General features: G+C 75.8%; 25 protein-coding genes. 9 read left to right on the top strand and 16 right to left on the bottom strand.

What is annotated here, in order from left to right; all coding sequences use genetic code 11:
* Positions 1 to 97: 97 nt before the first annotated feature.
* From BLS21_RS09465 to hemE, 3 genes are all read right to left on the bottom strand, one after another.
* Entirely contained in the window at positions 98 to 1,309 is a 1,212-nt protein-coding gene (locus BLS21_RS09465; RefSeq protein WP_091216938.1) for an alpha-hydroxy acid oxidase, read from the bottom strand.
* A gap of 131 nt (positions 1,310 to 1,440) precedes the next feature.
* On the bottom strand, positions 1,441 to 2,805 hold the full coding sequence (gene hemG / locus BLS21_RS09460; RefSeq protein ID WP_091216935.1) for a protoporphyrinogen oxidase: 1,365 nt from the start codon (positions 2,803 to 2,805) through the stop codon (positions 1,441 to 1,443).
* Positions 2,802 to 3,869 (bottom strand): uroporphyrinogen decarboxylase, encoded by a 1,068-nt coding sequence (gene hemE / locus BLS21_RS09455; protein WP_091216933.1) that lies wholly within the window; start codon positions 3,867 to 3,869, stop codon positions 2,802 to 2,804. Before hemE ends, hemG begins: the two co-directional genes overlap by 4 nt.
* Before the next feature lie 72 nt (positions 3,870 to 3,941).
* Here hemE and BLS21_RS09450 point away from each other — a divergent pair, with 72 nt between their 5' ends.
* The 4 genes from BLS21_RS09450 (at position 3,942) to BLS21_RS09435 (ending at position 9,425) form a co-directional block, all read left to right on the top strand.
* Positions 3,942 to 4,571: a DUF3000 domain-containing protein gene (locus tag BLS21_RS09450; protein WP_091216930.1), complete on the top strand. Its 630-nt coding sequence runs from the start codon at positions 3,942 to 3,944 to the stop codon at positions 4,569 to 4,571.
* A gap of 124 nt (positions 4,572 to 4,695) precedes the next feature.
* Positions 4,696 to 5,937: an HRDC domain-containing protein gene (locus BLS21_RS09445; protein WP_091216928.1), complete on the top strand. Its 1,242-nt coding sequence runs from the start codon at positions 4,696 to 4,698 to the stop codon at positions 5,935 to 5,937.
* 204 nt (positions 5,938 to 6,141) lie between these two features.
* Entirely contained in the window at positions 6,142 to 7,344 is a 1,203-nt protein-coding gene (locus tag BLS21_RS09440) for a thiolase family protein (RefSeq protein WP_091216924.1), read from the top strand.
* Positions 7,341 to 9,425 carry a 3-hydroxyacyl-CoA dehydrogenase NAD-binding domain-containing protein gene (locus BLS21_RS09435; RefSeq protein WP_091216922.1) on the top strand — a complete coding sequence of 695 codons (2,085 nt, stop codon included), beginning with the start codon at positions 7,341 to 7,343 and terminating at the stop codon, positions 9,423 to 9,425. Before BLS21_RS09440 ends, BLS21_RS09435 begins: the two co-directional genes overlap by 4 nt.
* Before the next feature lie 114 nt (positions 9,426 to 9,539).
* Here the strand turns inward: BLS21_RS09435 and BLS21_RS09430 are convergent, their stop codons facing one another.
* From BLS21_RS09430 to BLS21_RS09415, 4 genes are all read right to left on the bottom strand, one after another.
* On the bottom strand, positions 9,540 to 9,818 hold the full coding sequence (locus BLS21_RS09430) for a thiamine-binding protein (protein WP_091216920.1): 279 nt from the start codon (positions 9,816 to 9,818) through the stop codon (positions 9,540 to 9,542).
* Positions 9,815 to 11,731, bottom strand: coding sequence for a 1-deoxy-D-xylulose-5-phosphate synthase (gene dxs, locus BLS21_RS09425; protein ID WP_091216917.1), 1,917 nt, complete (start codon positions 11,729 to 11,731; stop codon positions 9,815 to 9,817). Before dxs ends, BLS21_RS09430 begins: the two co-directional genes overlap by 4 nt.
* Positions 11,732 to 11,843: 112 nt before the next feature.
* Positions 11,844 to 12,212 carry a hypothetical protein gene (locus BLS21_RS09420; protein WP_091216914.1) on the bottom strand — a complete coding sequence of 123 codons (369 nt, stop codon included), beginning with the start codon at positions 12,210 to 12,212 and terminating at the stop codon, positions 11,844 to 11,846.
* Positions 12,213 to 12,338: 126 nt separating this feature from the next.
* Entirely contained in the window at positions 12,339 to 12,566 is a 228-nt protein-coding gene (locus BLS21_RS09415; RefSeq protein WP_072918693.1) for a DUF4177 domain-containing protein, read from the bottom strand.
* A gap of 212 nt (positions 12,567 to 12,778) precedes the next feature.
* On the opposite strand from BLS21_RS09415, the gene BLS21_RS09410 reads away from it, so the two are divergent.
* On the top strand, positions 12,779 to 13,528 hold the full coding sequence (locus tag BLS21_RS09410) for a hypothetical protein (protein WP_091216912.1): 750 nt from the start codon (positions 12,779 to 12,781) through the stop codon (positions 13,526 to 13,528).
* A gap of 4 nt (positions 13,529 to 13,532) precedes the next feature.
* On the opposite strand, the gene BLS21_RS09405 is transcribed toward BLS21_RS09410, so the two are convergent.
* Complete coding sequence (locus tag BLS21_RS09405) at positions 13,533 to 14,840, bottom strand: class I SAM-dependent RNA methyltransferase (RefSeq protein WP_281241929.1); 1,308 nt, start codon at positions 14,838 to 14,840, stop codon at positions 13,533 to 13,535.
* A gap of 76 nt (positions 14,841 to 14,916) precedes the next feature.
* A complete protein-coding gene (locus BLS21_RS09400; RefSeq protein WP_091216906.1) occupies positions 14,917 to 16,956 on the bottom strand; it encodes an APC family permease in 2,040 nt (679 codons plus the stop codon).
* A gap of 161 nt (positions 16,957 to 17,117) precedes the next feature.
* Between BLS21_RS09400 and BLS21_RS09395 the strand changes: the two genes are divergently transcribed.
* Positions 17,118 to 17,786: a potassium channel family protein gene (locus tag BLS21_RS09395; RefSeq protein WP_091217596.1), complete on the top strand. Its 669-nt coding sequence runs from the start codon at positions 17,118 to 17,120 to the stop codon at positions 17,784 to 17,786.
* Positions 17,786 to 18,454, top strand: coding sequence for a potassium channel family protein (locus BLS21_RS09390; RefSeq protein WP_091216902.1), 669 nt, complete (start codon positions 17,786 to 17,788; stop codon positions 18,452 to 18,454). Before BLS21_RS09395 ends, BLS21_RS09390 begins: the two co-directional genes overlap by 1 nt.
* A gap of 69 nt (positions 18,455 to 18,523) precedes the next feature.
* Here BLS21_RS09390 and BLS21_RS09385 read toward each other — a convergent pair whose 3' ends face one another.
* The 7 genes from BLS21_RS09385 to BLS21_RS09355 form a co-directional block, all read right to left on the bottom strand.
* Positions 18,524 to 19,345, bottom strand: a complete 822-nt coding sequence (locus BLS21_RS09385; protein WP_091216899.1) for a DUF3159 domain-containing protein — start codon at positions 19,343 to 19,345, stop codon at positions 18,524 to 18,526.
* Positions 19,342 to 19,719: an OB-fold nucleic acid binding domain-containing protein gene (locus BLS21_RS09380; RefSeq protein WP_091216897.1), complete on the bottom strand. Its 378-nt coding sequence runs from the start codon at positions 19,717 to 19,719 to the stop codon at positions 19,342 to 19,344. Before BLS21_RS09380 ends, BLS21_RS09385 begins: the two co-directional genes overlap by 4 nt.
* Positions 19,716 to 20,510 (bottom strand): alpha/beta hydrolase family protein, encoded by a 795-nt coding sequence (locus BLS21_RS09375; RefSeq protein WP_091216894.1) that lies wholly within the window; start codon positions 20,508 to 20,510, stop codon positions 19,716 to 19,718. The genes BLS21_RS09380 and BLS21_RS09375 overlap by 4 nt, the downstream gene beginning before the upstream one ends.
* Before the next feature lie 150 nt (positions 20,511 to 20,660).
* Positions 20,661 to 21,374, bottom strand: a complete 714-nt coding sequence (locus BLS21_RS09370) for a DUF3710 domain-containing protein (RefSeq protein ID WP_091216891.1) — start codon at positions 21,372 to 21,374, stop codon at positions 20,661 to 20,663.
* Position 21,375: 1 nt separating this feature from the next.
* On the bottom strand, positions 21,376 to 21,870 hold the full coding sequence (gene dut, locus BLS21_RS09365; RefSeq protein ID WP_217636066.1) for a dUTP diphosphatase: 495 nt from the start codon (positions 21,868 to 21,870) through the stop codon (positions 21,376 to 21,378).
* A 116-nt stretch (positions 21,871 to 21,986) separates the two neighbouring features.
* On the bottom strand, positions 21,987 to 22,856 hold the full coding sequence (locus BLS21_RS09360) for a hypothetical protein (protein WP_245700230.1): 870 nt from the start codon (positions 22,854 to 22,856) through the stop codon (positions 21,987 to 21,989).
* 168 nt (positions 22,857 to 23,024) lie between these two features.
* Positions 23,025 to 23,327, bottom strand: a complete 303-nt coding sequence (locus tag BLS21_RS09355) for a DUF4193 domain-containing protein (protein ID WP_012948011.1) — start codon at positions 23,325 to 23,327, stop codon at positions 23,025 to 23,027.
* Positions 23,328 to 23,650: 323 nt separating this feature from the next.
* Here BLS21_RS09355 and BLS21_RS09350 point away from each other — a divergent pair, with 323 nt between their 5' ends.
* Both BLS21_RS09350 and BLS21_RS09345 read left to right on the top strand, forming a co-directional pair.
* Positions 23,651 to 24,697, top strand: a complete 1,047-nt coding sequence (locus BLS21_RS09350; protein ID WP_091216886.1) for a phosphotransferase family protein — start codon at positions 23,651 to 23,653, stop codon at positions 24,695 to 24,697.
* A gap of 53 nt (positions 24,698 to 24,750) precedes the next feature.
* Positions 24,751 to 25,290 (top strand): LytR C-terminal domain-containing protein, encoded by a 540-nt coding sequence (locus tag BLS21_RS09345; RefSeq protein ID WP_091216883.1) that lies wholly within the window; start codon positions 24,751 to 24,753, stop codon positions 25,288 to 25,290.
* Positions 25,291 to 25,312 lie beyond the last annotated feature (22 nt).

Genomic DNA, 25,312 nt, shown 5'->3' with positions numbered 1-25,312 from the left:
TGCACGGAACTCACGCCGGACTCAACGCCCCCGGCCCGGGTCCCATGCCACGGCAGCGGTGGCGTCCACCACGTCCGGCGTCAGCGACCGGCCGGCCTCACCGGAGGCGGACCCGCTCCTTGGTCAGCTCGGCCACCGACGTCACCCCGGTCAGCTGCATGGCCGTGACCATCTCCCGCCGGAGGATCTCCAGGACCCGGTCGACCCCGGCCTCTCCCCCGGCCATCAGGCCGTAGAGGTAGGCCCGGCCGACCAGCGCCGCGCGGGCGCCCAGGGCGACGGCGGCCATGACGTCCGAACCGGACATGACCCCGCCGTCGACGTAGACCTCGGCCCGGTCCCCGATCGCCTCGGCGATGGCCGGCAGCTGCTCCAGCGGGGTCGGCGACTGGTCGAGCTGGCGGCCGCCGTGGTTGGAGACGACGACGCCGTCCGCGCCGGCGTCCACGGCCGCGACCGCGTCGTCCACCGTGAGCAGGCCCTTGACGATCAGCGGGCCGGACCACTGGTCGCGCAGCCACCGGACGTCGGCCAGGGTGGCGCTCGGGTCGAACACCTGGCTGGCGAGGTCGGACACCGTCCCGGCGAAGGAGTTCAGCGAGGCGAACTCCAGGGGCTCGGTGGTCAGCAGGTTCACCCACCACGACGGGTGCCGGGCCCCGTCGAGGATCGTCCGGGCGGTCAGCGCCGGCGGGATCGTCATCCCGTTGCGCACGTCGCGCAGGCGCAGGCCGCCCACCGGGGTGTCCACGGTCAGGACCAGGGCCTCGTAGCCGTTCCCGGCCGCGCGCCGGACGATCTCGGTGCTGGCGGCACGGTCGCGCCACAGGTACAGCTGGAACCAGCGCCGCCCGTCCGGCGCCTCGGCGACCAGCCGCTCCGGCGACGTCGTCCCCATGGTGGACAGGGCGTACGGCACCCCGGCCCGGGCCGCGGCACGCGCCACGGCGGGCTCGCCCTGGTGGTTCATCATCCGCGTGAACCCGGTCGGTGCCAGGACCAGGGGCAGTGCCGCGGGGCGACCCAGGACGGTGGTCGAGACGTCGACCGAGGAGACGTTCCGGAGCACGCTCGGCACGAACTCGACCCGGTCGAACGCCGTCCGGGAGCGGCGGAGGCCGACCTCGCGACCCGCCCCGCCGTCGGTGTAGTCGAACACCGCCCGGGGGACGCGCCGCCGGGCCTGCTCCCGCAGGTCCTCCACCGATGCGGCCCGGCGCAGTCGCCGGGCCGTCCGGTCCAGGGTGACCGGCTGCACCTGCAGGAGGGGCTTGAACTCCGACCACCGTGGCAACCGGCGCTGTGTCATGAGGGGCTCCTCCACCGGGCGAGCGGGGACGGGAAGAGACCCCATGGTCCAGCGCGAGCAAGTCGCGCGCCCCTCCTCGCCGCGCGGCACCGGGTCGACTGCCGCCTCCGGGCGCCGCGGCGGCCCCCGGCTCAGAGCAGCGCGTCGACCGCGTGGTGGGCGTCGCGGATGCACGCCGGTACGCCGACGCCGCGGAACGCCGCCCCGGCGATCGCCAGCCCCGGCACCGCGCTGACGGCCGCGCGGACGGCGTCCACCCGCTCCTGGTGGCCGACCAGGTACTGCGGCAGCCCGCCACCCCAGCGGACGACGCGGGTGGCGACCGGCTCGGGCCGGGACAGCTGCAGCAGGTCGGCGACGTCGGCGACCACGGCGGCGGCCAGGTCGTCGTCGTCCCGCTGGAGCTCGCGCTCGTCGCGGAACCGGCCCACCGACGAGCGCACGAGCAGGTGCCCGCCGTCCAGGTGCGGCCACTTGCGCGAGGAGACGGTGACCCCCTTGACCAGCCGGCCGGTCACCGGCGGCACCAGCAGCCCGGACCCGGCGGCCACCTCCTGCGCCGGGAAGGCCATGGCGACGACGGCCATCGACGCGTACGGGATGCCCTGCAGCGGCTCGACCGCGCCGGGCGCGACCCCGGCCAGCAGCCGGGCGGCCTTGGGCGCCGGCGCGGTCACCAGGACGGCGTCCGCGCTCAGCCGCTGGGGGGCGTTGGCCCGGCCGATCGACAGCTCGAAGCCCGACGGCGTCCGCACCAGGCCGTGCGCCGGCGTGCGCAGCCGGACCTCGGCGCCCGAGGCCGCGACCAGCGCGGCGGGCAGCGAGCCGATGCCCTCGGTCACGGTCACGAACACCGGGCCGCCCGCGTCGAAGCGGCTGCGCGCCCCGGCGTCGCGGGCGGCGGCCGCCGCGCCCAGCACCGACCCCGCGGCGGGCAGGTGCGCCGCCAGCTGCGGCATGGTGGCGATCAGCGACAGCTCGTCGGCCCGCCCGGCGTACACGCCGCCGAGCAGCGGCTCGACCAGCCGGTCGACGACCTCGTCGCCGAGCCGGGCACGCAGCAGACCCCCGACCGCGACGTCGCCGTCCAGGACCAGCGGCGGCAGCTCCGCCTCCGCGGCCACCCGGGCGATCCCCTCCGGGGTCAGGACGCCGTCGAGGCCCTCCGCCGACGCCGGGACGCCGAGCACGGTGCCGGCCGGCAGCGGGAACCGGCCGTCGGGCAGCACCACCGCCGCCTGCGTGGTGGCCGGGGCGACCAGCCGGTCGGCCAGGCCGAGCCGCTCGACCAGCTGCACCGCCTCCGGCACCCGCGCGAGCATCGCCTCGGGGCCGGTGTCGTACCAGTGCCCGGCAAGCTCGACGCGGTCGAGCTTGCCGCCGATGCGGTCGCCGGCCTCGAGGACGACGACCTCGTCGTCCGGGCGCCGCCGGTGCCACTCGAACGCGGCGGCCAGGCCGGTGATCCCGGCACCGACGACGACGAGCCGGCTCATCTGGTCGTCAGCTCGTGGACCAGCTCGACCACGTGCGTGAGCACGCCGGCGTCGGTCTCGGGCAGGACGCCGTGGCCGAGGTTGAACACGTGCCCGCGCGCGGCCCGGCCCTGCTCGACCACCCGGCGCACCTCGCGGTCGACGGTGGCGCGGTCGGCCAGCAGGACGGCGGGGTCGAGGTTGCCCTGCAGCGAGCGGTGCGGGCCCACCCGGCGGGCGGCCTCGTCCAGCGGCACCCGCCAGTCGACGCCGACGACGTCGGCCCCGGCGTCCCCGATCAGCGGCAGCAGCTCACCGGTGCCGACACCGAAGTGGATGCGCGGCACGTCCCGGTCGCCCAGCCCGTCGAGGACGGCGCGCGAGTGCGGCAGCACCCGCTCGGCGTAGTCGGCCGCGGACAGGACGCCGGCCCAGGAGTCGAACAGCTGCACGGCCGAGGCGCCGGCGTCCACCTGGGTGTTCAGGAAGGTCGCCGCGGAGACCGCGAGCCGGTCGAGCAGCCGGCCCCACGCCTGGGGCTCGGCGTACATGAAGGCCTTGGTGCGGGCGTGCTCCTTGGACGGGCCCCCCTCGATCAGGTAGGTGGCGAGGGTGAACGGCGCCCCGGCGAAGCCGATGAGCGGCGTCGTGCCCAGCTCGGCGACCAGCCGGCGGACGGCGGTGGCGAGGAAGGCCAGCCGGTCGGGCTCCAGCGGCGGCAGCGCGTCGACGTCGGCGACGGTGCGCACCGGGTGCGCCACCACCGGGCCGACCCCGGGCTTGATCTCGATGTCGACGCCGGCCACGACCAGGGGCAGCACGATGTCGGAGAAGAGGATCGCGGCGTCCACCCCGTGCCGGCGCACCGGCTGCAGGGTGATCTCGGTGACCAGGTCGGGGTCCTGGCAGGCCTCGAGCATCCGCGTGCCGGCCCGCAGCGCGCGGTACTCCGGCAGCGAGCGGCCGGCCTGGCGCATGAACCAGACGGGGGTGCGCCGCACCGGCAGGCCGCGGGCCGCCCGCACCAGGTCCGAGTCGGCGGGAGAGGACGCGGGGGTCGGCGCGGGGTCGGCAACAGCGGTCACGACGTCCCATCCTCCCAGAACCCGCGCGGCGCGTCGGCGGCACGGGGCGGTCCGGCGACCTACCCTGCGAACGTGGAGCCTTCCAGCCTGGCCGGTGCCGGCCACGGCGCGGACCGATCCGGCGACGAGCCGCCGGCGGAGTTCCGTGCTGCCCTGGAGGCGCTGGCCGGCGTGACCGCCCGCCCCGAGATCGTCCTGGAGGCCATCCCCGCCCCCCAGCGGCTGGCGCCCCACGCGTACGCCGTCGGCGCGCTGGTCACCGAGCCCGACGGCGACGAGGAGGTCGAGGTCGCCAGCGGGCGGTTCATCGTGCTGCACGACCCGGCCGGCCACGAGTCCTGGGCGGGCACCACCCGCTGCGTCGGCTACCTGTCGGCCACCACCGACGAGCACATGGTCGACGACGCGATGTTCTCCGAGGTCGCCTGGAGCTGGCTGACCGACGCCCTCGAGGAGTGCGGCGCCGCGTCGCACGCCCTCGGCGGCACCGTCACCCGCACCGCCTCGACCCGGTTCGGCGAGCTCGCCGGCCCCGAGCACTCGGTCGACGTCGAGATCCGCGCCTCCTGGACGGCGGAGGACACCCACCTCGACCGTCACCTCACCGCGTGGCTGGACGTGCTGGGCAGCGCGGCCGGGCTGCCGCCGCCGGGCGTCCGGCTGCTGGGTCCCTCCGGTTCGCAGAACGAGGGCACTCCGTAACATCGGTGTCCCGGGGGTGTTCGACACCCCCGCGCCGGCGCCCCTCTCCCGGGGCCTGCTGCGGCCCCGCCGCGGAACCGCGCGCTGACCACGCTGTCGAGACGGGCGAGAAGGTGGACCAGCCCTGAGCACCCAGCCCATCCCTGCGCAGGACGACGAGCCGACCACTCCCCCGGCGGTCCCGCTGCTCGCCCCCCGCGACGGGCTGCCCCCGGTCATCGAGACCTCCACCGCGCTCGTCGAGTACGCCGAGGCGCTGGCCGTCGGCAGCGGCCCGGTCGCCGTCGACGCCGAGCGCGCCTCCGGCTACCGCTACGGCCAGCGGGCCTACCTGGTGCAGCTGCGCCGCGCCGGCGCCGGCACCGGGCTGATCGACCCCGTCCCGCTGCCGGACCTCTCGGTCGTGCAGTCGGCCGTCGTCGACGCGGAGTGGGTGCTGCACGCGGCCAACCAGGACCTGCCCTGCCTGGCCGAGATCGGCCTGGTGCCGACGCGCGTCTTCGACACCGAGCTCGCCGCCCGGCTCGCCGGAGTGCCGCGGGTCGGGCTGGGCGCCGTCGTCGAGTCGCTGCTGGGGTACTCGCTGCAGAAGGGGCACTCGGCCGCCGACTGGAGCACCCGCCCGCTGCCCGAGGAGTGGCTGGTCTACGCCGCGCTGGACGTCGAGGTGCTCGTCGACCTGCGCGACGCGCTGGCCGCCATCCTCGAGGAACAGGGCAAGACCGAGTGGGCGCGGCAGGAGTTCGAGGCGATCCTCGCCGCCGGGCCGCCCGCGCCCAGGGCCGACCCCTGGCGGCGGACGTCGGGGGTGCACGGGCTGCGCAACCGCCGGCAGCTGGGCATGCTGCGCTCGCTCTGGCAGGCCCGCGACGAGCTGGCCCGCCGCCGCGACGTCGCCCCCGGGCGGGTGCTGCCCGACGCGGCGATGGTCTCGGCGGTGCAGGCCGACCCGCGCACCGAGGCCGCGCTGCTGGAGCTGCCGGTCTTCCGCGGCCGGGCCAACCGCAAGCTGGTCGGCACCTGGTTCGGGGCGCTGGCCCGCGGCCGGGAGCTGCCGGAGTCCGAGCTGCCCCCGCACAGCCGCCCCGGTGACGGCCCGCCGCCGGTGAACCGCTGGGCCGACCGCGACCCGGCCGCCGCCACCCGGCTGCAGGCCGCCCGCGCTGGGCTGTCCGAGCTGGCCGCCACGCACACCGTGCCGGTGGAGAACCTGCTCTCCCCCGACCTCGTGCGCCGGCTGATGTGGACCCCGCCCGAGCCGCGGGACGCGGAGACCGTCGCCGCGACGCTGCGCGCCGGCGGCGCCCGCGAGTGGCAGGTCGGACTGACCCGCGACCTGCTCACCGACGCCCTCAACCGCGCCTGACCGAGGGACCCCGTCCCTCTCCCCTCGCCAGCTCGCGTCGAGCCTCGGGACGGGGCCTGCGGGACCCGCGACGGGGCCGGCGATCCCGCCGTCCGGAGCTGCCTCCGGAGGGTGACGCGTCGTGCTTGGTCCGCGGGTTACCGACGGGTAACTTGAGCGGTGCCGCACCCGCCGGGTGCCGGTACCGAGTTCTGCGGAGGTCACATGTCCCGCTCGCTGCGTGAGGTCGTCTTCGTCGACGGCGTGCGCACCCCCTTTGGCAAGGCCGGCCCGAAGGGCATGTACGCCGAGACCCGCGCCGACGACCTGGTCGTGCGCGTGATCCGCGAGCTCCTGCGCCGCAACCCGGCGCTGCCGGCCGACCGCGTCGACGAGGTGGCCATCGCCGCCACCACGCAGGTCGGCGACCAGGGCCTGACCATCGGCCGCACCGCCGCGCTGCTGGCCGGGCTGCCGAAGTCCGTACCCGGCTACGCGATCGACCGCATGTGCGCCGGCGCCGTGACCGCGGTGACCACCACCGCGTCGGGCATCGCCTTCGGCGCCTACGACGTCGCGATCGCCGGCGGTGTCGAGCACATGGGCCGCCACCCGATGGGCGAGGGCGCCGACCCGAACCCGCGGTTCTTCAGCGAGAAGATCGTCGACGGCTCCGCCCTCGTCATGGGCTCCACCGCCGAGAACCTGCACGACCGCTTCCCGCACCTGATCAGGGAGCGCGCCGACGCCTTCGCGCTGGCCAGCCAGCAGAAGTACGCCGAGGCCGTCGCCAACGGGCAGATCGGCCCCGAGCTGGTCACCGTCTCCACGCGCAGCGCCGAGCAGGGCTGGGGCCTGGCCACCGTCGACGAGCCGCCGCGGCCGCAGACCACCCTCAAGGGCCTGGCCACGCTGAAGACGCCGTTCCGCCCGCACGGGCACGTGACCGCCGGCAACGCCGCGGGTCTGAACGACGGCGCCACCGGCTGCCTGCTCGCCGCCGAGGACGTCGCCCGGGAGCTGGGCCTGGACATCGGCATGCGCCTGGTCGGCTACGGCTTCGCCGGCGTCGAGCCAGAGGTCATGGGCATCGGCCCGGTGCCCTCCACCGAGAAGGCGCTGGCCCGCACCGGCCTGTCCATCGGGGACATCGGCCTGTTCGAGCTGAACGAGGCCTTCGCCGTCCAGGTGCTCGCCTTCCTCGACCACTTCGGCATCGCCGACGACGACGAGCGCGTCAACCCCTGGGGCGGCGCCATCGCCGTCGGCCACCCGCTGGCCTCCTCCGGCGTCCGCCTGATGACCCAGCTGTCCCGCCAGTTCGCCGAGCGCCCCGACGTCCGCTACGGCCTCACCGCCATGTGCGTGGGCCTCGGCATGGGCGCCACCGTGATTTGGGAGAACCCGAACTGGGAGGGCGACGAGTGACCGCGGTGTTCGAGAACGAGGTCGTCACCGAGGCGAAGGTCCGGTACCTCAACCTGCCCGGCCTCTCCGGCGAGTTCGCGCTGATCACGATCGACAACGGGCACGACCACACCCGCCCGTCGACGTTCGGCCCCGGCGGGCTGGCCTCGCTGGACGCCGCCCTGGACGAGATCGCGGCGCACTCCCCCGCCCCCGTGGCGATCGGCGTGACCGGCAAGCCGTTCGTCTTCGCCGTCGGCGCGGACCTCTCCGGCGTCCCGGCGGTCACCGACGCGGCCGCGGCGCGGGAGATCGCCGAGACCGGCCACCGGGTGTTCCGCCGGCTGAAGGACTCGTCGGTGCCCACGTTCGCCTTCGTCAACGGTGTCGCGCTCGGCGGTGGCCTGGAGCTGGCGCTGCACTGCGGCTACCGCACGATGGCCTCGACGACCATGGTCGCCTTCCCCGAGGCCTTCCTCGGCCTGGTCCCCGGCTGGGGCGGCACGCAGCTGCTGCCCAACCTGATCGGCATCGACCCCGCCGTGACGGTCATCGTCGAGAACGCCCTGGCGCAGAACAAGATGACTCCGGCGTCGAAGACCGCGGAGCTGGGCATCGCCGACGCGCTCTTCGAGCCGGCCGACTTCCTGGAGCGGTCGCTCGAGTGGGCCGTCGGGGTGCTCGGCGGCTCCGTGACGGTCGACCGTCCCGAGGTGGACCGGTCGGCCTGGGACGCCGCCATCGAGCGGGCCCGCGGCATCGTCGCCGCGCGCACCCGCAACGCCTCCCCGGGCGCCGTGCGCTCGGTCGAGCTGCTCGACCTGGCGCGCAACGGGGTCGAGGGCGACGCCTTCACGGCCGGCACCAGGGCCGAGGACGACGCGCTCACCGAGCTGCTGATGAGCGACCCGCTGCGGGCCTCGCTCTACTCGTTCGACCTGGTCAACAAGCGGGCGAAGCGGCCGGCCGGCGCGCCGGACAAGTCGCTGGCCCGCAAGGTCACCAAGGTCGGCGTCGTGGGCGCGGGCCTCATGGCCTCGCAGCTGGCGCTGCTGTTCGTCCGCCAGCTGAAGGTGCCGGTCGTGCTCACCGACATCGACCAGGCGCGCGTGGACAAGGGCGTGTCCTACGTGCACGGCGAGCTCGACAAGCTCGCCCAGCGCGGGCGGCTGAACCCGGATCGGCTCAACCAGCTCAAGGGCCTGGTGAGCGGCTCGCTGTCCAAGGACGTCTTCGCCGACGCCGACCTCGTCATCGAGGCCGTCTTCGAGGAGATGTCGGTCAAGCAGCAGGTGTTCGCCGAGGTGGAGGCCGTCGTCTCCCCCGAGTGCGTGCTCGCGACCAACACCTCGGCGCTGTCGGTGACCGAGATGGCCTCCGAGCTCGAGCACCCCGAGCGGGTCGTGGGCCTGCACTTCTTCAACCCGGTCGCCGTCCTCCCGCTGCTGGAGGTCGTGCGCGCCGAGCGGACCGACGACGCCACGCTGGCCACCGCCTTCGCCGTGGGCAAGTCGCTGAAGAAGTCGTGCGTGCTGGTCGCGGACGCCCCGGCGTTCGTGGTCAACCGGCTGCTCACCCGCTTCCTCGGCGAGGTCACCGCGTCGGTGGAGCAGGGCACCCCGGTGGCGGTCGCCAACCGGGCGCTGGACCCGCTGGGGCTGCCGATGACGCCGTTCGAGCTGCTCACGCTCGTCGGCCCGCCGGTGGCGCTGCACGTGGCCGAGCGCATGCACGAGGCCTTCCCCGACCGGTTCGCCGTGGGCGAGGGGCTGCGCCGGATGGTCGAGCTCGGCAAGTCCTCGGTCTACAGCGAGCCCGGCGTCGTCGACCCCGACCTCGCCGGCATCGACTCCGGCGACTCCCCGCTGACCGAGGAGCAGGTGCGCCGGCGCGCGGTCGAGGCCCTGGCCCAGGAGATCCGGCTGATGCTCGACGAGGGCGTCGTCCAGGCCGTGCAGGACATCGACCTCTGCATGGTCCTGGGCGCCGGCTGGCCGTTCTGGCTGGGCGGGATCTCCGCCTACCTCGACCGCGCCGGGGTCTCGGAGCAGGTCACCGGCTCCCGGTTCCTGCCGCGCGGGGTGGCCTCGCTCCCCGCCTGAGGAGCCGCGTCGGCGATCAGCTGAGCTGGTCGTCCCGGGTCCTGGCTCACCACCGGTGGTGAGCCAGGACCCGGGACGGTGAGCCAGGACGGCGGAGGTGCGCCCTCCGCGCCCTCACCGGAACTTGGCGGTGAGGCTCTCCATCGTCCGGCCGACCGACGCGATCTTCACGTGCGAGAGCCCGGTCGACGCGCCGGCCGCCAGCATCGCCTCGTGCGCGGCCCGCAGCGTCGCCCACACCGCGTCGTCGTCCCCCTCGAGGGTCGTGCCGAGGGCGCCCACCTCGTGGCGCAGGCCGGACGCCTGGATGACGCGGACCGCCGCCTCGACGTACGCGTGCGGGTCCTCGGGCGTCCCGGCCGGCGAGGGCGCGACCTGGATCTCGGCTATCACGGCCGCTCCTCGACCACCTCGGCGACGCTGCCCTCGGAACGCTCGGCGAGCACGGCCGTCCACTCGGCGATCCGCCGGGCCACGTCCTGCTCGGTGAGGCCGGCGTCGGCCAGCACCTGGCCGACGCTGCCGTGCTCGAGGAAGGCCTGCGGCAGGCCCAGCGACCGCAGCGGGACGTCGACGCCGCGGTCCTGCAGCGCCTGCGTGAGCGTGGTGCCCACGCCGCCGGCCCGGCCGCCGTCCTCGACGGTGACGACCAGCCGGAAACCGGACGCCAGCGCCACGAGCTCCGCGGGGACCGGCAGCACCCAGCGCGGGTCGACGACGGTCACGTCGATGCCGTGGTCGGCGGCGCGCTCGGCGGCGGCCAGGCACATCGGGACCATCGAGCCGACCGCGACCAGCAGCACCTCCTGCTGCCCGCCGCGGCGCAGCACGTCGACCGGGCCGCGCCGCTCCAGCGCCGGGACGTCGACCGGCGGGACCCCCTTCGGGAAGCGGACGACGCTGGGCCCGTCGGTCACCTCGACCGCCTCGCGCAGCGCCTCCCGCAGGGTCGCCTCGTCCCGCGGCGCGGCCAGCCGCAGCCCGGGGACGACGGAGAGGATCGACATGTCCCACATGCCGTTGTGCGAGGCGCCGTCGCTGCCGGTGACGCCGGCCCGGTCCAGGACGACGGTGACCGGCTGGCGGTGCAGCGCGACGTCCATGAGCAACTGGTCGAAGGCCCGGTTGAGGAAGGTCGAGTAGACCGCGACCACCGGGTGCAGCCCGCCCATCGCCAGGCCCGCGGCCGAGGTGAGCGCGTGCTGCTCGGCGATGCCGACGTCGTAGGTGCGCTCCGGGAAGCGCTCGGCGAAGGCGGCCAGGCCGGTCGGGTGCAGCATCGCCGCGGTGATGGCGACGACGTCGGAGCGCTCGACGCCGATGCGCACCAGCTCGTCGGAGAAGGCCGTCGTCCAGTCCCGGCCCTTGGCGGCCGGGCTCGCCCCGCTGTCGGGGTCGAAGACGCCGGTGGCGTGCCAGGCATCGATCTGGTCGGTCTCGGCCGGCGGGTAGCCGAAGCCCTTGGTGGTGACGGCGTGCACGATGACCGGCCCGCCGAAGGAGCGGGCGCGGCGCAGCGCGGACTCCACCGCCCGGACGTCGTGCCCGTCGACCGGGCCGATGTACTTCAGGCCGAGGTCCTCGAACATGCCCTGCGGCGAGAGCACGTCCTTGAGGCCCTTCTTGATGGCGTGCAGCGCGTCGTAGAGCGCCGAGCCGACCACCGGGGCGCGGTGCAGCGCCTGGCGGACCTGCAGCAGCGCCTGCTCGTAGCCCGGGCGCAGCCGCAGCGAGGCCAGCGCGTCGGCGACGCCGCCGATCGTGGGCGAGTAGGAGCGGCCGTTGTCGTTCACGACGATGACCACCGGGCGGTCCTGGGCACCGGCGATGTTGTTCAGCGCCTCCCAGGCCATGCCGCCGGTGAGCGCTCCGTCGCCGATGACGGCGACCACGGGGCGCTGCTCGCCGCGGACGGCGAAGGCCTTGGCCAGCCCGTCGGCGTAGGACAGCGAGGTGGAGGCGTGGCTGTTCTCCACCCAGTCGTGCTCGCTCTCGGCGCGGCTCGGGTAGCCGGAGAGGCCACCGCGCTGGCGCAGCCGCGCGAAGTCCTCCACGCGGCCGGTGAGCATCTTGTGCACGTAGCTCTGGTGGCCGGTGTCGAAGACGATCGGCTCACGCGGGGAGTCGAAGACCCGGTGCAGGGCGATGGTCAGCTCGACCGCACCGAGGTTGGGCCCGAGGTGCCCGCCGGTCCTGGCGACGCTGGTGACCAGTGCGTCGCGGATCTCGGCGGCGAGTGCCGGCAGCTGGTCGGCCGGGAGCGCCTTCAGGTCGTCGGGGTCGTGGAGCGATCGCAGGAGCGACACGAGGGGGTGCGTCCTCTCCATCGGCGGCAGGAGCGGCGTCGCGACGGCCGCCGACCCACTGTATCCGCGCTTTCCTCCCCCTTCCGGCCGAGCACCGCGGCTGGATGCCGGCTCACAGCCGCGGTACCCAGCGCTCGCCCCGCAGCGCACCGGCCACCGCCTCGATCCCGCGGGCGGCGGCCGCCAGCCGGGCCCCCTCCCGCTCGTAGGCGGTGATCGCCGCCTCCATCGCGTCGGCCGGCAGCTCGTCGGCGAGCTCCACCCGTACCGTGCGCCACCCCGACCGCGCCGCCTCGAGCCCGGCGGCGACGTGGTCGCGGGCGAAGCGGGCGAGCAGCACCGGGTAGCGACGCAGCACCTCGTGCGCCCGGTAGTCCGGCGGCACCAGGTCGAACAGCCAGGCCACCGCGGTGTGCTCCCAGTCGGGGGCGCCGGGCGGTCGCACGGCGGCGGGCCAGCCCGGCGGCAGCGAAGCGTCCACCGCAGCAGTCTGCCCCAACGGCCGAACACACGTTCGACCCGCCGCGCGGCGAGAGCGGCGATCCCCCTCGCCCCCCTGCAGGGTGCCGCCCCGAGCTCGGGAGCGGCGGGGGCAGGGGGTCCTCGATCAGGAGGTGGGGCGCTTGAGCCAGAACTGCTCGAAGCCCCAGGTGCCCGCGCCGCTGGAGTGGTAGCTCACGAGCTCCCAGCCCTCGCTCCCCAGCCGGTTGAGCACCGAGCTGGTGTCACCCGCCTGGCGCTCCAGCTGGCCGCCGGGGAGCTTGACGCTCACCCCTGCGCGCTGCGACTCCGCGTCGTTGGCCGTGATGACCGAGGCGTACTCCCAGGTGGTCACGAGTTGCCACCGTAGCCGGTCGCCCTCCTCCTCCCCGGGCCGGCCGACCGGATCCCGGCCGGACCCTTCCGTCACGGCGCCGTCCGGGTTACCGTCACCTAGCGCGGCCGTCCGAACGCTCTGCGTGTGCAGAGCCGAGTGCCGCCCTCCCGGGCTCTCCGTCCGACCACCGCCCCACACCCGCCACCCGCACCGCCGAGGGGACCACCCGCATGCTCCGCCTGTCGCGCCCGCACCCCGAGGGCGCCCGCCCGCCCCGGTTCGCGACGACCGCTCTCGGGATGCTGTCCTTCGTCGGCATGGCCGCCGGCCTGGGCGCCGTCGCGGCCGACGACGGCGGGGTGTCCGGGCCGGGCACCACGGCGGTGCACGGCACGGTCGACGCCTCCTCCAGCGGCGTCGGGGACGCCGTCCGGGCCGGGGAGGTCGGCGACGCCGTCCGGGCCGGGGGGATCGGGAACGCCGAGCGCCCCCGCGACGTCGGCGACGCCGTCCGCACGGCCGAGAGCGAGGTCCCGGTCCCCTCCTCCGCCGCACCCCTGCCCGCGGACGCCGGGACGCCGACCGCCGCCGGGGCACCGGCCGCCACGCCCGCCGCCGACAGCCCCGCGCGGGCCTCGTCGCCGGTGCAGCAGCCGGCGCCCGCAGCGTCGCCGTCGGCTCCCTCGCCGTCGGTCGCGTCGTCCTCCACCCCGGCACCGCGGGCCCCGGCCGCCCCGGCGCCGTCAGTCCCGCAGCCGTCAGTCCCGCAGCCGTCGGTCCCGCAGCCGGCTGCCCCCCAGCCGGTCGCCCCGGCCCCGACCGTGCAGGCCGCCGTCCCCGCCGTCCCGCAGGCGGTGCCGTCGACCCCGTCGGCGGCACCGACGCCGACGGAGGCCACGGAGACCGCGGCGACCCCCGCCCCGGACCGCGAGAACAAGGACCGCAAGCAGAAGAAGCAGAAGAAGCGCGACCGGGACTGACCCGTCAGGCGCGCTCGAGCAGCGCCACGCACTCCACGTGCGCGGTCATCGGGAAGGCGTCGAAGCCGCGCAGCCCGGTCAGCCGGTAGCCGCCCGCAGCGAAGGCGGCGACGTCGCGCGCCAGCGCCGCCGGGTCGCAGGCCACGTAGACGACCGCGCGCGGACCGGCGTCGGCGAGCACCCGGCTGACCGCCGCCCCGGCACCGGCCCGCGGCGGGTCGAGGACGACGACGTCGGGGGCCCCGCCCAGCTCGGCGAGCAGCTCGGTGAGCCCCTCGGCGTCCACCTCGCCCTGCCAGACCTCCGCCTGCGGCAGCGCGGCGAGGTTGGCCTCGGCGGCGGCGCAGGCGGCCTCGTCGGCCTCCACGCAGACCACCCGGCCGGCATCCCCGGCCGCGGGCGCGAGCGTGCCGCCGAACAGCCCGGCCCCGGCGTAGAGGTCGAGCACCGTCTCCCCCGCCCGCACGCCGGCGAACTCGGCCACGGTCGCGGTGAGCGCGTCGGCCGCGGCGGGGTGCACCTGCCAGAAGCCGGTGCCCTCGACCTCCCAGTCGCGCCCGGCGGCCCAGCGCGCGGCCCGGCCGGCCGGCGCCGTGCCGTCGTCCGACCCGCCCTCGTCCTCGCCGGCACGCAGCACCCGCGTCGACTGCGGCCGGCCCCGGCGGTCGAGCCGGGTGGTGGTCACCGTGCCGGCGGAGTCGACGGCGACGTCCACCGCGCCGGCGCCGGGCCAGCGGCGGTCGAGAACGGCGGCCGCGGCCGGCTCCACGGTGATCGGGCAGTCGTCGAGCAGCACCAGGTCGTGCGAGCGGTGCCGGCGCAGCCCCGGGGCCCCGGCGCGGTCGACGGCGAAGCGGGCACGGGTGCGCCAGCGAAGCGGACCGCCGGGCAACGCCTCGACGACGAGGTCGCGCACGACGGCGTCGTCCCCGGACAGCCCGCCGAGCCGGGTCAGCTGCTCGCGGACCACCGCGGCCTTGAGCCGCAGCTGCCCCTCGTGCGTGACGTGCTGCCAGTCGCAGCCTCCGCAGCGCCCCGGGCCGCTGTACGGGCAGGGCCGCGGCACCCGGTCGGGAGCGGCCTGGAGCACCTCGACGGCGTCGGCGCGGCAGAAGCCGGGATGCCGGTCCTCGGTGACCCGGACGACGACCCGCTCGCCGGGCAGCGTGTGCCGCACGAAGACGACCCGCCCCTCGTGCCGGGCGACGCAGTGCCCGCCGTGGGCCACGGGGCCGACGGTGACCTCGAACTCGCGGCCGGTCCAGCCCGCGCCCCGGTCGGGGCCCGCCGCCCGCTTCCGGCCCCGCTGCAGGGCCCCGCCGCGAGCCTGCGAGCGGCGGGGGCCAGCGGGGTCCTGCTCCGAGGGGTGAGGACGGGGTCCTCCGCCTTCATCCATAGGGCGTGTGCTCCGCCTCGTCGGTCAGGCCCCGGCGCAGGTCACCGGGCGCGGGCCCGATGCCGCGCAGTCCGGCGTCCTCCCGGCCGATCGAGCTCTCCAGCTGCCAGGGCACCGTGGTGATCATGACGCCGGGCTGGAACTGCAGGCGGGCGCGCAGCCGCAGCGCGCTCTGGTTGTGCAGCACGTTCTCCCACCAGTGGCCGACGACGTACTGCGGCACGAAGACGACCACCAGCTCGCGCGGGCTGTCCCGGCGGATGGACTTGACGAAGTCCACGACCGGCCGGGTGATCTCCCGGTACGGCGACTCCACCACCGTCAGGGGCACGGGGATGTCGTAGCGCTCCCACTGCTGCTGCAGGGCCCGCGTCTCGGCGTCGTCCACGTTGACCGTCAGCGCGGTGAGGTGGTCGGGCCGGGTCGCCCGGGCGAAGGCCAGCGCCCGCAGCGTCGGCTTGTGGACCTTGGAGACGAGCACGACGGCGTGCACCTTGCTGGGCAGCAGCCGCGAGTCGGTGTCGGGCACCAGCTGCTCGGCGACGTGCGAGTAGTGCCGGTCGATCGCCTTCATCAGCAGGAACAGCACCGGCATCACCAGCAGGACCAGCCACGCCCCGCGGGTGAACTTGGTGACGACGATGATCACCAGCACGATCGTGGTCAGGCTGCCGCCGACGGCGTTGATCGCCTGCGACCGGCGGATGCGGCGGCGGGCCTGCGCGTCGTCCTCCGAGCGCAGCTCCCGGTTCCAGTGCCGGACCATCCCCCACTGACCGATCGTGAAACTGGTGAAGACCCCGACGATGTACATCTGGATCAGCCGGTTGACGTCGGCGTCGAAGGCGGCGATGAGCAGCGCGGCGAACCCGGCCAGCAACAGGATGCCGTTGCTGTAGACCAGCTTGTCGCCGCGGGTGTGCAGCTGCCGGGGCAGGAAGCGGTCCTGGGCCAGCACCGAGCCCAGCAGCGGGAACCCGTTGAACGCGGTGTTGGCCGCCAGGATGAGGATCAGTGCGGTGGCCGCCTGGATGTAGAAGAAGCCCGGCGACGTCGGCCCGCCGAACGTCGCGGCGGCCAGTTGCGCGATGACCGTCCGCTGCGGCTCGGTCTCGCAGGCGGTGAAGCCCACCAGGTCGCACGGGTGCTCGGCGTACTTCACGTCGGCCGCGAGGGCCAGCGCGGTGACGCCGGAGAACATCGTCGCGGCGATGCCGCCCATGAGCGCGAGCGTGGTGGCGGCGTTGCGGCTCTTCGGCGGCTTGAACGCCGGGACGCCGTTCGCGATCGCCTCGACGCCGGTGAGGGCCGTGCACCCGGAGGCGAAGGCGCGCAGCACGAAGAAGACCAGCGCCAGGCCGGTCACCTGCTCGAACCCGGGCTCGGGGGTGATGGTGTATCCCGCGCTCTCGGCGACGACCGGCGATCCGGTGAACAGGTCGCGCACCAACCCGGTGACGATCATCACCAGGATGCCGGAGATGAACAGGTAGGTCGGGACGGCGAAGGTGCGGCCGGACTCGCGCAGGCCCCGCAGGTTGGCCGCCGCGAGCAGCGCCACCAGCCCGACGGCGAGCGCGACGCGGTGCTCGTTGAGCGCCGGGAACGCCGAGATGATGTTGTCGGTGCCGGCCGCCACCGACACCGCCACGGTGAGCACGTAGTCCACGAGCAGCGCGCTGGCCACGGTCAGCCCGGCGAACTGCCCGTGGTTCTTCATGGCGACCTCGTAGTCGCCGCCGCCCGAGGGATAGGCCCGCACCACCTGGCGGTACGAGAGGACGACGGTCACCAGCAGCAGGACGACGGCGATCGCCAGCCAGGGGGCCAGGTAGAGGAACGCCGTCCCGGCCAGGGTGAGGACGATGAGGATCTCCTGCGTGGCGTATGCCACGGAGGAGAGCGGGTCGCTGGCGAAGATGGGCAGCGCCAGGCGCTTGGGCAGCAGGGACTCCCCGAGCCGGTCGCTGCGCACGGGACGGCCGAGGACCAGGCGCTTCGGGAGTTGTCCGAGATCGGACAGCGTTGGCACGGCGGCGATGGTACGGACGCCGGGACCCCTCCCGCCCCCGTCCGGAGGGTGAGTTGTGGCGCTGCGGACCGCGGTCCCACCGCGGCCCAGGTGTAGCTTCGCGGCCGGACACGCGCCGGGTCCGACCCCGGCGCACCGCACTCGTGAGCCGGGAGTCGCTCGTGCACGTGGTCGTGATGGGCTGCGGCCGCGTCGGGTCGGCGATCGCCCGCCGGCTCGAGGAGGTCGGCCACAGCGTGGCCGTGATCGACCAGGACCCGGAGGCCTTCCGCCGGCTGGGCCCGGACTTCACCGGCCGCCAGGTCACCGGCCTGGGCTTCGACCGCCAGACGCTGCTCGACGCCGGCATCGACTCCGCCGGCGCCTTCGCCGCGGTCAGCAGCGGCGACAACTCCAACATCATCAGCGCGCGCGTGGCCCGCGAGACCTTCGGCGTCCAGCACGTCGTGGCCCGCATCTACGACTCCAAGCGCGCCGAGGTCTACGAGCGGATGGGCATCCCCAGCGTCGCGACCGTCCCGTGGACGGTGAACCGGCTGCTGCGCGAGCTGCTCTCGGTCAAGGTCAGCGAGCTGTGGCGCGAGCCCACCGGGCAGGTGCTGCTCATGCGGGTCACCGTCACCGAGCCGTGGGTCGGCAGGCGGCTGGCCGAGCTGGAGACCGCCTCCGGGGCGCGGGCCGCCTGGCTGGTGCGCTACGGCGAGGCCCAGCTGCCCACCGCGGGAACCGTGCTGCAGGACGGCGACCAGCTCGTGGTCGCCTCGACCGACGCGATCACCCAGCGGGTGCACCAGGTCGTCGAGCAGGGCCCCACGGGAGGGGGACACTGATGCGGGTCGCCATCGTGGGCGCGGGCGCCGTCGGGCGCTCGATCGCCGGGGAGCTGCTGTCCAACGGGCACACCGTGATGCTCATCGAGAAGGACGGCCGCAAGGTCCGCACCCGGGCGGTGCCCGGCGCCGAGTGGGTGCAGGCCGACGCGTGCGAGGTCTCCTCCCTCGAGGAGGCGCAGCTGGCCACCTGCGACGTCGTCGTGGCCGCGACCGGCGACGACAAGGCCAACCTGGTGGTCTCGCTGCTGGCCAAGACCGAGTTCGCGGTCAACCGCGTCGTCGCCCGGGTCAAGGACCCGCGCAACGAGTGGCTCTACACCGAGGCGTGGGGCGTCGACGTCGCCGTCTCGACCCCGCGGGTGCTCGCCGCGCTGGTCGAGGAGGCGGTGACCGTCGGCGACGTCGTCCGGCTGATGAGCTTCCGCAAGGGCGCGGCCAACCTGGTCGAGATCACCCTCGCCGAGGACACCCCGTGGGCCGGGAAGCCGCTGCGCGAGGTGCCCCTGCCGCGGGAGACGGTGCTGACCGCCGTCCTGCGCGGCGACCGGGTCATCACCCCCACCCCGGACGAGCCGCTCGAGGTCGGCGACGAGCTGCTGTTCGTCACCCACGCCGACGTCGAGGAGCAGCTGCAGCAGGTGCTCTCCCCCACGACCTCGCTCTAGGAGGCCGGCTCCAGGAGGCCCCCTGCCCCCACCGGAGCAGGACCCCGCAGGGGACCGCTGGGTGTACCGCTAGGCGGCGTCGGCCCGGTGCCGGTGCCGGTGCAGCCGGGACACCACCCACAGCGTCACCACGACCTCGACGGCGGTGACCGGCAGGCCCAGCAGCAGCGAGGCCGTGCCCAGCAGCTCCACCTCGTCGGCGCGGTAGAGCACCCACTGGACGGCGACGCGGACCAGGAAGACGACGCCCCACATCAGCGTCAGCCAGGAGTAGGCGCGCACCATCCGCGGGTCGTCGCGCCAGTGCCGCTCGGGCGCGGGGTCGGCCGGCCGGGCGCCGGTCGCGGGGTCCGGCGGTGACCGGTGGTGCAGCGTCGCGTTGACCCGGTCGATGCGGCGGCGCAGACCGGGCATCGAGTGCGACGCCATCGAGCCCAGGTGGCTGGGGGCGAGGAACTCGGCGACCACGCCGACCAGCGGCCAGCGGACGGCGATCGAGCCGATCAGCACCACGCCGAGGGCGGCGTTGCGGATCAGGCCGGGGACGAAGAAGTCGCGGGCCTGACCCGAGGCGGCGGCGATGGCCACGGCGATCGCGACGCCGAAGAGCCCGCTGAAGGCCTGCTGCACGCTCTCCCGCCGCACGAGGCGCAGCGCGAAGAGCAGGACGGCGACGGCGAGCGCGGACCAGATGCCGGCGCGCAGCCCGGCCACGGAGTTGGCCACGATGAACGCGACCGTGGGCAGCGTGGCGTCGAGCATGCCGCGCCAGCCGCCGAGCTGGTCGAGGACCAGGTGCCGGTCGAAGGCCAGGCCCTGCGGCCCGGTCCCGGCGCCGTCCGCGGGACGCGCCGGACCGGGGCGCCCGTCCCCCTCGGGCGCAGCCGTCACCCGGCGCTCAGCTCGTACCGGGGGTTGTAGATGACCTGCCGCCCGTCGAAGGAGGCGAAGCGGCCGTGCGCGGTGAGCGAGCGGCCGGGCTCGATGCCGGGGATCCGCCGGCGCCCGAGCCACACGAGGGTGACCGAGCCGGAGCCGTCGAACAGCTCCGCCTCCAGGGTGGGCACCGTCTCCCGCGGCGTGTAGACGACCGACTTCAGCCGGCCGGTCACGGTGACGACGGCACCCTTGCGGCAGGCGCTGACCGCCTCGCAGCCGGCGTTCGCCGAGCCCGCGCGCAGCTCCTCCGCGTCGATCGTGTGGTCGTCGGCGGTCAGCCGCTGCAGCGTCCGCGCGAACCAACCGCTCTGGCGTGTCTGCGTCACGGCCCCAGCGTAGAACCGCCGCGGACCCCCTCGGCACGCGACCGCAGCCAGTTCCGCGCCAGCGCCCACGGCTCCCCCGCCGGGTCGATGAGCACCATGTGGTCACCCGGCACGAGACGCACGTCGACGGCGCCGCCCTGCGCCGCGGCGGCAGCCGCGTAGCGGGTGCTCTGCTCGGCCGGGACGACGTCGTCGCCGGTGCCGTGCACGCACAGCAGGTCGACGCCGGTCGGGACCAGCCGCACCGGGTCGGCTGTCGCGTAGCGCTCCGGCGCGTCCGCGGGCTCGGCGCCGAGCAGGTCCTGCACCGCCCCGTCGCCCAGCCGCTGCGCCGCGGCGCGCTCGAGGTCGAGCACCCCGGCCTGCAGGACGGCGGCGGCCACCCGGACCCGCGGCCGCGCACCCGGCGCCTCCCCCGGCAGCCGCGACCGCCCGGCCGCCCATGCGGCCAGGTGCCCGCCGGCGGAGTGTCCGACGACCGCGACGTCGGAGAGGTCCAGCCGGTCGGCGCCCGCCAGGTCCGGGAGCGCGTCGAGCGCCGCGGCGACGTCCTCCAGGGTGGCCGGCCAGCCGCCACCGGCGCCGACCCGGCGGTACTCGACCGCGACCGCGGCGAGGCCGGCCTCGGCCAGGTCCGCGGCGAGCGGGCGGGCCAGCTCGACGCCGTACGCGGCCCGCCAGAAGCCGCCGTGCAGCACGACCGCCACGGGCGCCGGGCCGGTGCCCGCGGGCAGCGTCAGCTCGAGGAACTGGTCGGGGTGCGGCCCGTAGGCGGTGCGGACGGCGCTCACGTGCCCTCCTCGCTGGCGCTCGTCGGCCGCGTTCGCGGCGCTGCTGCACCCACGCGCGAGCTCGCGAGCTCGCTCACGTGCCCTCCCCGCTGGCGCTCGTCGGCCGCGTTCGCGGCGCTGCTGCACCCGTGCGCGAGCTCGCGAGCTCGCTCACGTGCCGGGCGCGGCCTGCGGCGGGGTCCCCGGCTGGCGGACGGCCTGCTGCGCGGCCAGCTGTGCGGCGGCCTGCGGCGGGAGGGTCAGCGGCAGCTGCTCGCGGACCGGCATCGGCGCGCTCCCGCGGACGACGACGATCTGCCGGAACGCCTGCTCCAGCGCCGCCGCGGCCTCCGGGTTCTCCGCCGCCGGGCCGCTGATCATGCCGCGCAGGAACCAGCGGGGGCCGTCCACGCCGACGAAGCGGGCGGGCCGGCGCACCGGAGCGGGCGCGGGCTGGCCGGGCTGCGCCGGCGGCGTCGCCCGCACGAAACCGGCCAGCTCCGGCCCGAACGGCCCGTCGACCTCCTCGAGGTGCCCGCCCTGCCCCGAGGCGCTGCGGGCGAGGTCCGCGCGGACGTCGTCCCAGATGCCGGCCGCGCGGGGCGCGGCGAACACCGCCACCTGCAGCAGCGAGTCGCCGTAGCGCAGCGTGGCGCCGATGACCTTCTGCTGGGCGTTGACGTCGACCCGCAGCTCCGTGCCGGGGACCGCCGGCAGCAGCAGCGACCCCAGGTCGATGCGGGCGACCCCGTCGTCCGGGGCGTCGGCGGAGTCCCACGGTCCGGTGGTCGCCGCGACCTCGCGGACCTTGTGCTGCGGCTCCGGCGGCACCCCGCGCTCGCGCAGGCTGCGGTCGATCCGGTTGCGTCGCCGTCCGAACGGCATGTCAGTCGGTCCCCTTCTCCTGGACGCTCGCGTGGCCACCGGTCGACCCGTGGCCCCCGGCGCCCCGCGCGCTCTCCGGCAGCTGCTCGACCGGGACGAAGCGGGCGCGCACGACCGGCTGCACCACCAGCTGGGCCACGCGGTCGCCGCGCCGCAGCGTCAGCGGCGTCGTGGGGTCGAGGTTGACCAGGTTGACCTTGACCTCCCCGCGGTAGCCGGCGTCGATGGTGCCCGGGGCGTTCACCAGGGACAGGCCCACCCGGTGGGCCAGGCCCGAGCGGGGGTGCACGAAGCCGGCGTAGCCCTCCGGGATCGCCACCGCGACGCCGGTGCCCACCAGCGCGCGCTGCAACGGCGCGAGCTCGAGGTCCTCGGCGATCGCCAGGTCGGCGCCGGCGTCCCCGGGCAGGGCGTAGGCGGGGACGACGTCCTCCGGGGAGGACAGCCGCACCGGGACCTCCACCTCGGGGACGGCGGGGTGGGAGGGGTCGGGCACGTCCGCGACCCTATAAGGACCACCCTCCTCCCCCGCCTCGCGAGTGACCGGGCCGCGTCGAGCGACGTCCCGGGTCCGCCCCGAGGGTGCGAGAGGTGGGAGGACGGGGTCCTCCTTCAGGGGCGGGGGCGGCGCAGGTCGGCGAGCACCCGGCGGGCCAGAGCCTCGGTCGCCTTCCGGTTGGCCCGGCCGCCGAGGGCCGCGCCGACCAGGAAGGGAGCCGCGCCGGGGACGCTGCGGGCCATCCGCCGGGTCATCCGGCGGCTGAGCGTGCGCAGGCCGGCCGAGCCCAGGACGGCGCCCAGGCCCGGGACGGCGGAGTCCTCGACCGCCCGCTGCCGCGTCCAGCTGGACAGGTAGGCCAGCGCGCGGTCGCGGGCGTCGCCGGGGGCCCGCCGCCCGTACAGCTCGTGCAGCTCGCCGAGCAGGACGAGCTCGACGGCGGCGGTGAGCACCGTCTCCGCGCCGAGCTCCAGGGGCAGCGCCACCAGCGAGGGCGGGGCGAGCCACGAGGCCGCGGACAGCCCGCCGGTCGCGGCGCCGATGCCGGCGGTCAGCGTCGCGGCCCGGGAGACCAGCGCGTCGGCGATCTCGTCGTCCGTGGCGCCGGGGTGGGCCGCGCGCAGCCGGGCGGCGTCCCGGATCGGCAGCCGCGGGGCGGCGGTGGCCAGCAGGTCGCCCAGCAACGCGCTGGGGGTGCGGGGGCTCCCGCCGTCGTCCGCACCGGCCGGCGCGGTGTCCCGGGCGCCGCGGCCGACGCGCGACCCGGCGGCCGCGACCGCGGCGACGACGTCGCGCAGCGTCGCCGCGGTCGAACGGCGCCCCTCGGGAGGCGCCTCGCTCGCCCCGCCCACCAGGCCGGACACGGCCTCGGCGAGCAGCCGGCCGGCCCGCGCGAGCGGGCCCTCCTCCGCGGGCGGGGCCGTGGGCCCACCGGCCGCGCCGGGCACGACCGGGCGCGGTGGCGGGACGTCCCGCACTGGCACGGTGCGATCGCCGTGGTCCGTCACTGGTCCCTCACTCCTCCGGTCGGCGTGCCGTGGTACGGCCTGGTTGCGGGGTCCCGCCGTGAACTCGGTGACCTGCTGGAACGGCCCTCCTGCAGGGGCCCGCCCCGAGCGCCAGCGCGGGGTGGGGGGCAGGAGGGTCCTCTCTCAGGCGGCGCAGTCGCGGCAGAACAGCTGGTCGCCCTTGGTGGCGGCCAGGCGGCTGCGGTGCTGCACGAGGAAGCAGCGCGAGCAGGTGAACTCGTCCTCCTGCTTGGGCAGCACGCGGACGGTCAGCTCCTCGTTGGACAGGTCGGCGCCGGGGAGCTCGAGGTTCTCGTTGAAGTCGGTCTCGTCGACGTCGACCGACGAGGACTGCGCCTCGGCGCGCCGGGCCTTGAGCTCCTCGAGCGAGTCCTCGCCGAGCTCGTCGGCCTCGTTGCGGCGCGGGGCGTCGTAGTCGGTGGCCATGGGAAGTGCCCCTCCTCCGGGGTCGTCGCGGGCGCAGCCCGCATGGTCCGCGGCGGCGCGCGGTGGCGCCGCCGTGCTGTCCGGTCGCCGGAGGCGACCGGGGGTCGGTGGGCCGGTGACCGCGGAGGCGGGCACCGGCCGGTGCTGGTCGTTCCCGCGCCGTCCGACCCACCGGCGGACGGCGGAGCAAGCCGGCACGGTCTGACCGGCGGACCCCCCAACGTCGCGCGGCCCCCGTTTGTGCCCGACGCGCGAGGGGGGAACCACCTCGCTGCCGGGCCGGGTCGGACGGGACGCGGAGCGCCAGAGGTTACCCTGCGCCCGTGTCGACTCCTGTGGGTGCTGATCCGGCCGTCGTCGGGCCCTACCTGGCCTCCGTCCTGGGCGACGAGCGGTGGTCCCGGGTACGGGTCGAGCTCATCGCGGCGGGCATGTCCAACCTGACCTACACGGTGACCCCGGAGGGCGGGGCGGACGGCGAGGCGGTGATCCTGCGCCGCCCGCCGACGGGTGCGGTCCTGGCCACCGCGCACGACATGGCGCGCGAGCACCGGGTCGTCTCGGCGCTCGTGCCCACGCCCGTCCCGGTGCCGCGGACGCTGCACCTGTGCACCGACCCGTCCGTCCTGGGCGCGCCCTTCTACGTGATGGAGCGGGTCGTGGGCCTGCACGTCGTCGACCGGATCCCGGCTGGCTACGCCGACGAGCCGGCCCAGCGGCGGGCGATCGGCGACGGGCTGGTCGACGTCCTGGCCGACCTGCACGCCGTCGACCACGTCGCGGTGGGGCTGGGCGACTTCGGCCGGCCGGAGGGCTTCATGGCCCGGCAGGTGCGCCGCTGGACCCAGCAGTGGGACGCCACCCGCGACCGCGAGCGGCCGGGCCTGGACGCCCTCGCCGCGCGGCTGGCCCAGACCGTGCCCACCACGCAGCGCAACGGGATCGTCCACGGCGACTTCCGGCTGGACAACTGCCTGCTCGACCCGCAGACCCCCGGCCGCATCCGGGCGGTGCTGGACTGGGAGATGTCGACCCTCGGCGACCCGCTCGCCGACCTGGGGATGCTGCACGTCTACTGGCCGCAGGCCGGTGAGGAGGCCGTCGCCGGGCAGAGCACGGTGACCGCCCTGGAGGGCTTCCCCACCCGCGCCGAGGTCGCGGCGCGCTACGCCGAGCGCAGTGGCCTGGACCTCTCCGACCTGCCCTGGTACGTCGCCTTCGCCTACTTCAAGTTCGCCGCGATCGTCGCCGGCATCGTCGCCCGGTCGGCCGCCGGCGCCATGGCGGGCAAGGACACCGCCGGTTACGCCGACCGCATCGACCCGTGCGTGGAGCGGGGACGCGCCGCACTCGACGACGGTGTGATCTAGACACCCCTCCCGGCCCTAGACTCCGGTCGACCGTCAGTGACCGAGGAGAGCCCGTGAGCGCGCCGCCCACCGACCGTTCCGCGGTGCGTCCCCGCAGCGGCCGCCGGCCGATCCCGCCGCTGGTGTTCCTGCTGGTGCTCGCCCTGGCCGCACTGGTCGTCTGGTGGAACGTGTTCGACACCGAGGGCGAGCTGGAGGCCGAGGAGGCCCAGGCCTGCGCCAGCGCGTCGGCGGCGCCGCCGTCGCTGGACCCGACCACGGTCGCGCTGCGCGTCTTCAACGCCACCGACCGGGGGGGCCTGGCCCAGGAGGTGGCCGCGGCGCTGCAGGAGCGGGGCTTCGTGGTGGAGGAGATCGCCAACGACCCCACCGAGCGCGAGGTCACCGGCGTCGGCGAGCTGCGGCACGGCCCGCGCGGGAACGAGGCCGCCGCCTTCGTCCGGCTGTTCCTCCCCCAGGCCGGGGACTTCCTCGACACCCGGGCCACCGCCACGGTCGACGTCGTCATCGGCCCCGACTTCGCCGGCCTCGCCCCGCCGGAGGAGGTCCAGGCCGCGCTCGCCGCAGGCGCCAGCGCCGCCGCCGCCTGCTGAACGACCCCGTCCTCCCACCCCT

The organism is Geodermatophilus siccatus, assembly GCF_900103785.1.
In the GTDB taxonomy this organism is placed as follows: domain Bacteria; phylum Actinomycetota; class Actinomycetes; order Mycobacteriales; family Geodermatophilaceae; genus Geodermatophilus; species Geodermatophilus siccatus.
Note: the sequence above shows the minus strand (reverse complement) of the source record. Positions and strands in the feature narration are given on the sequence as shown.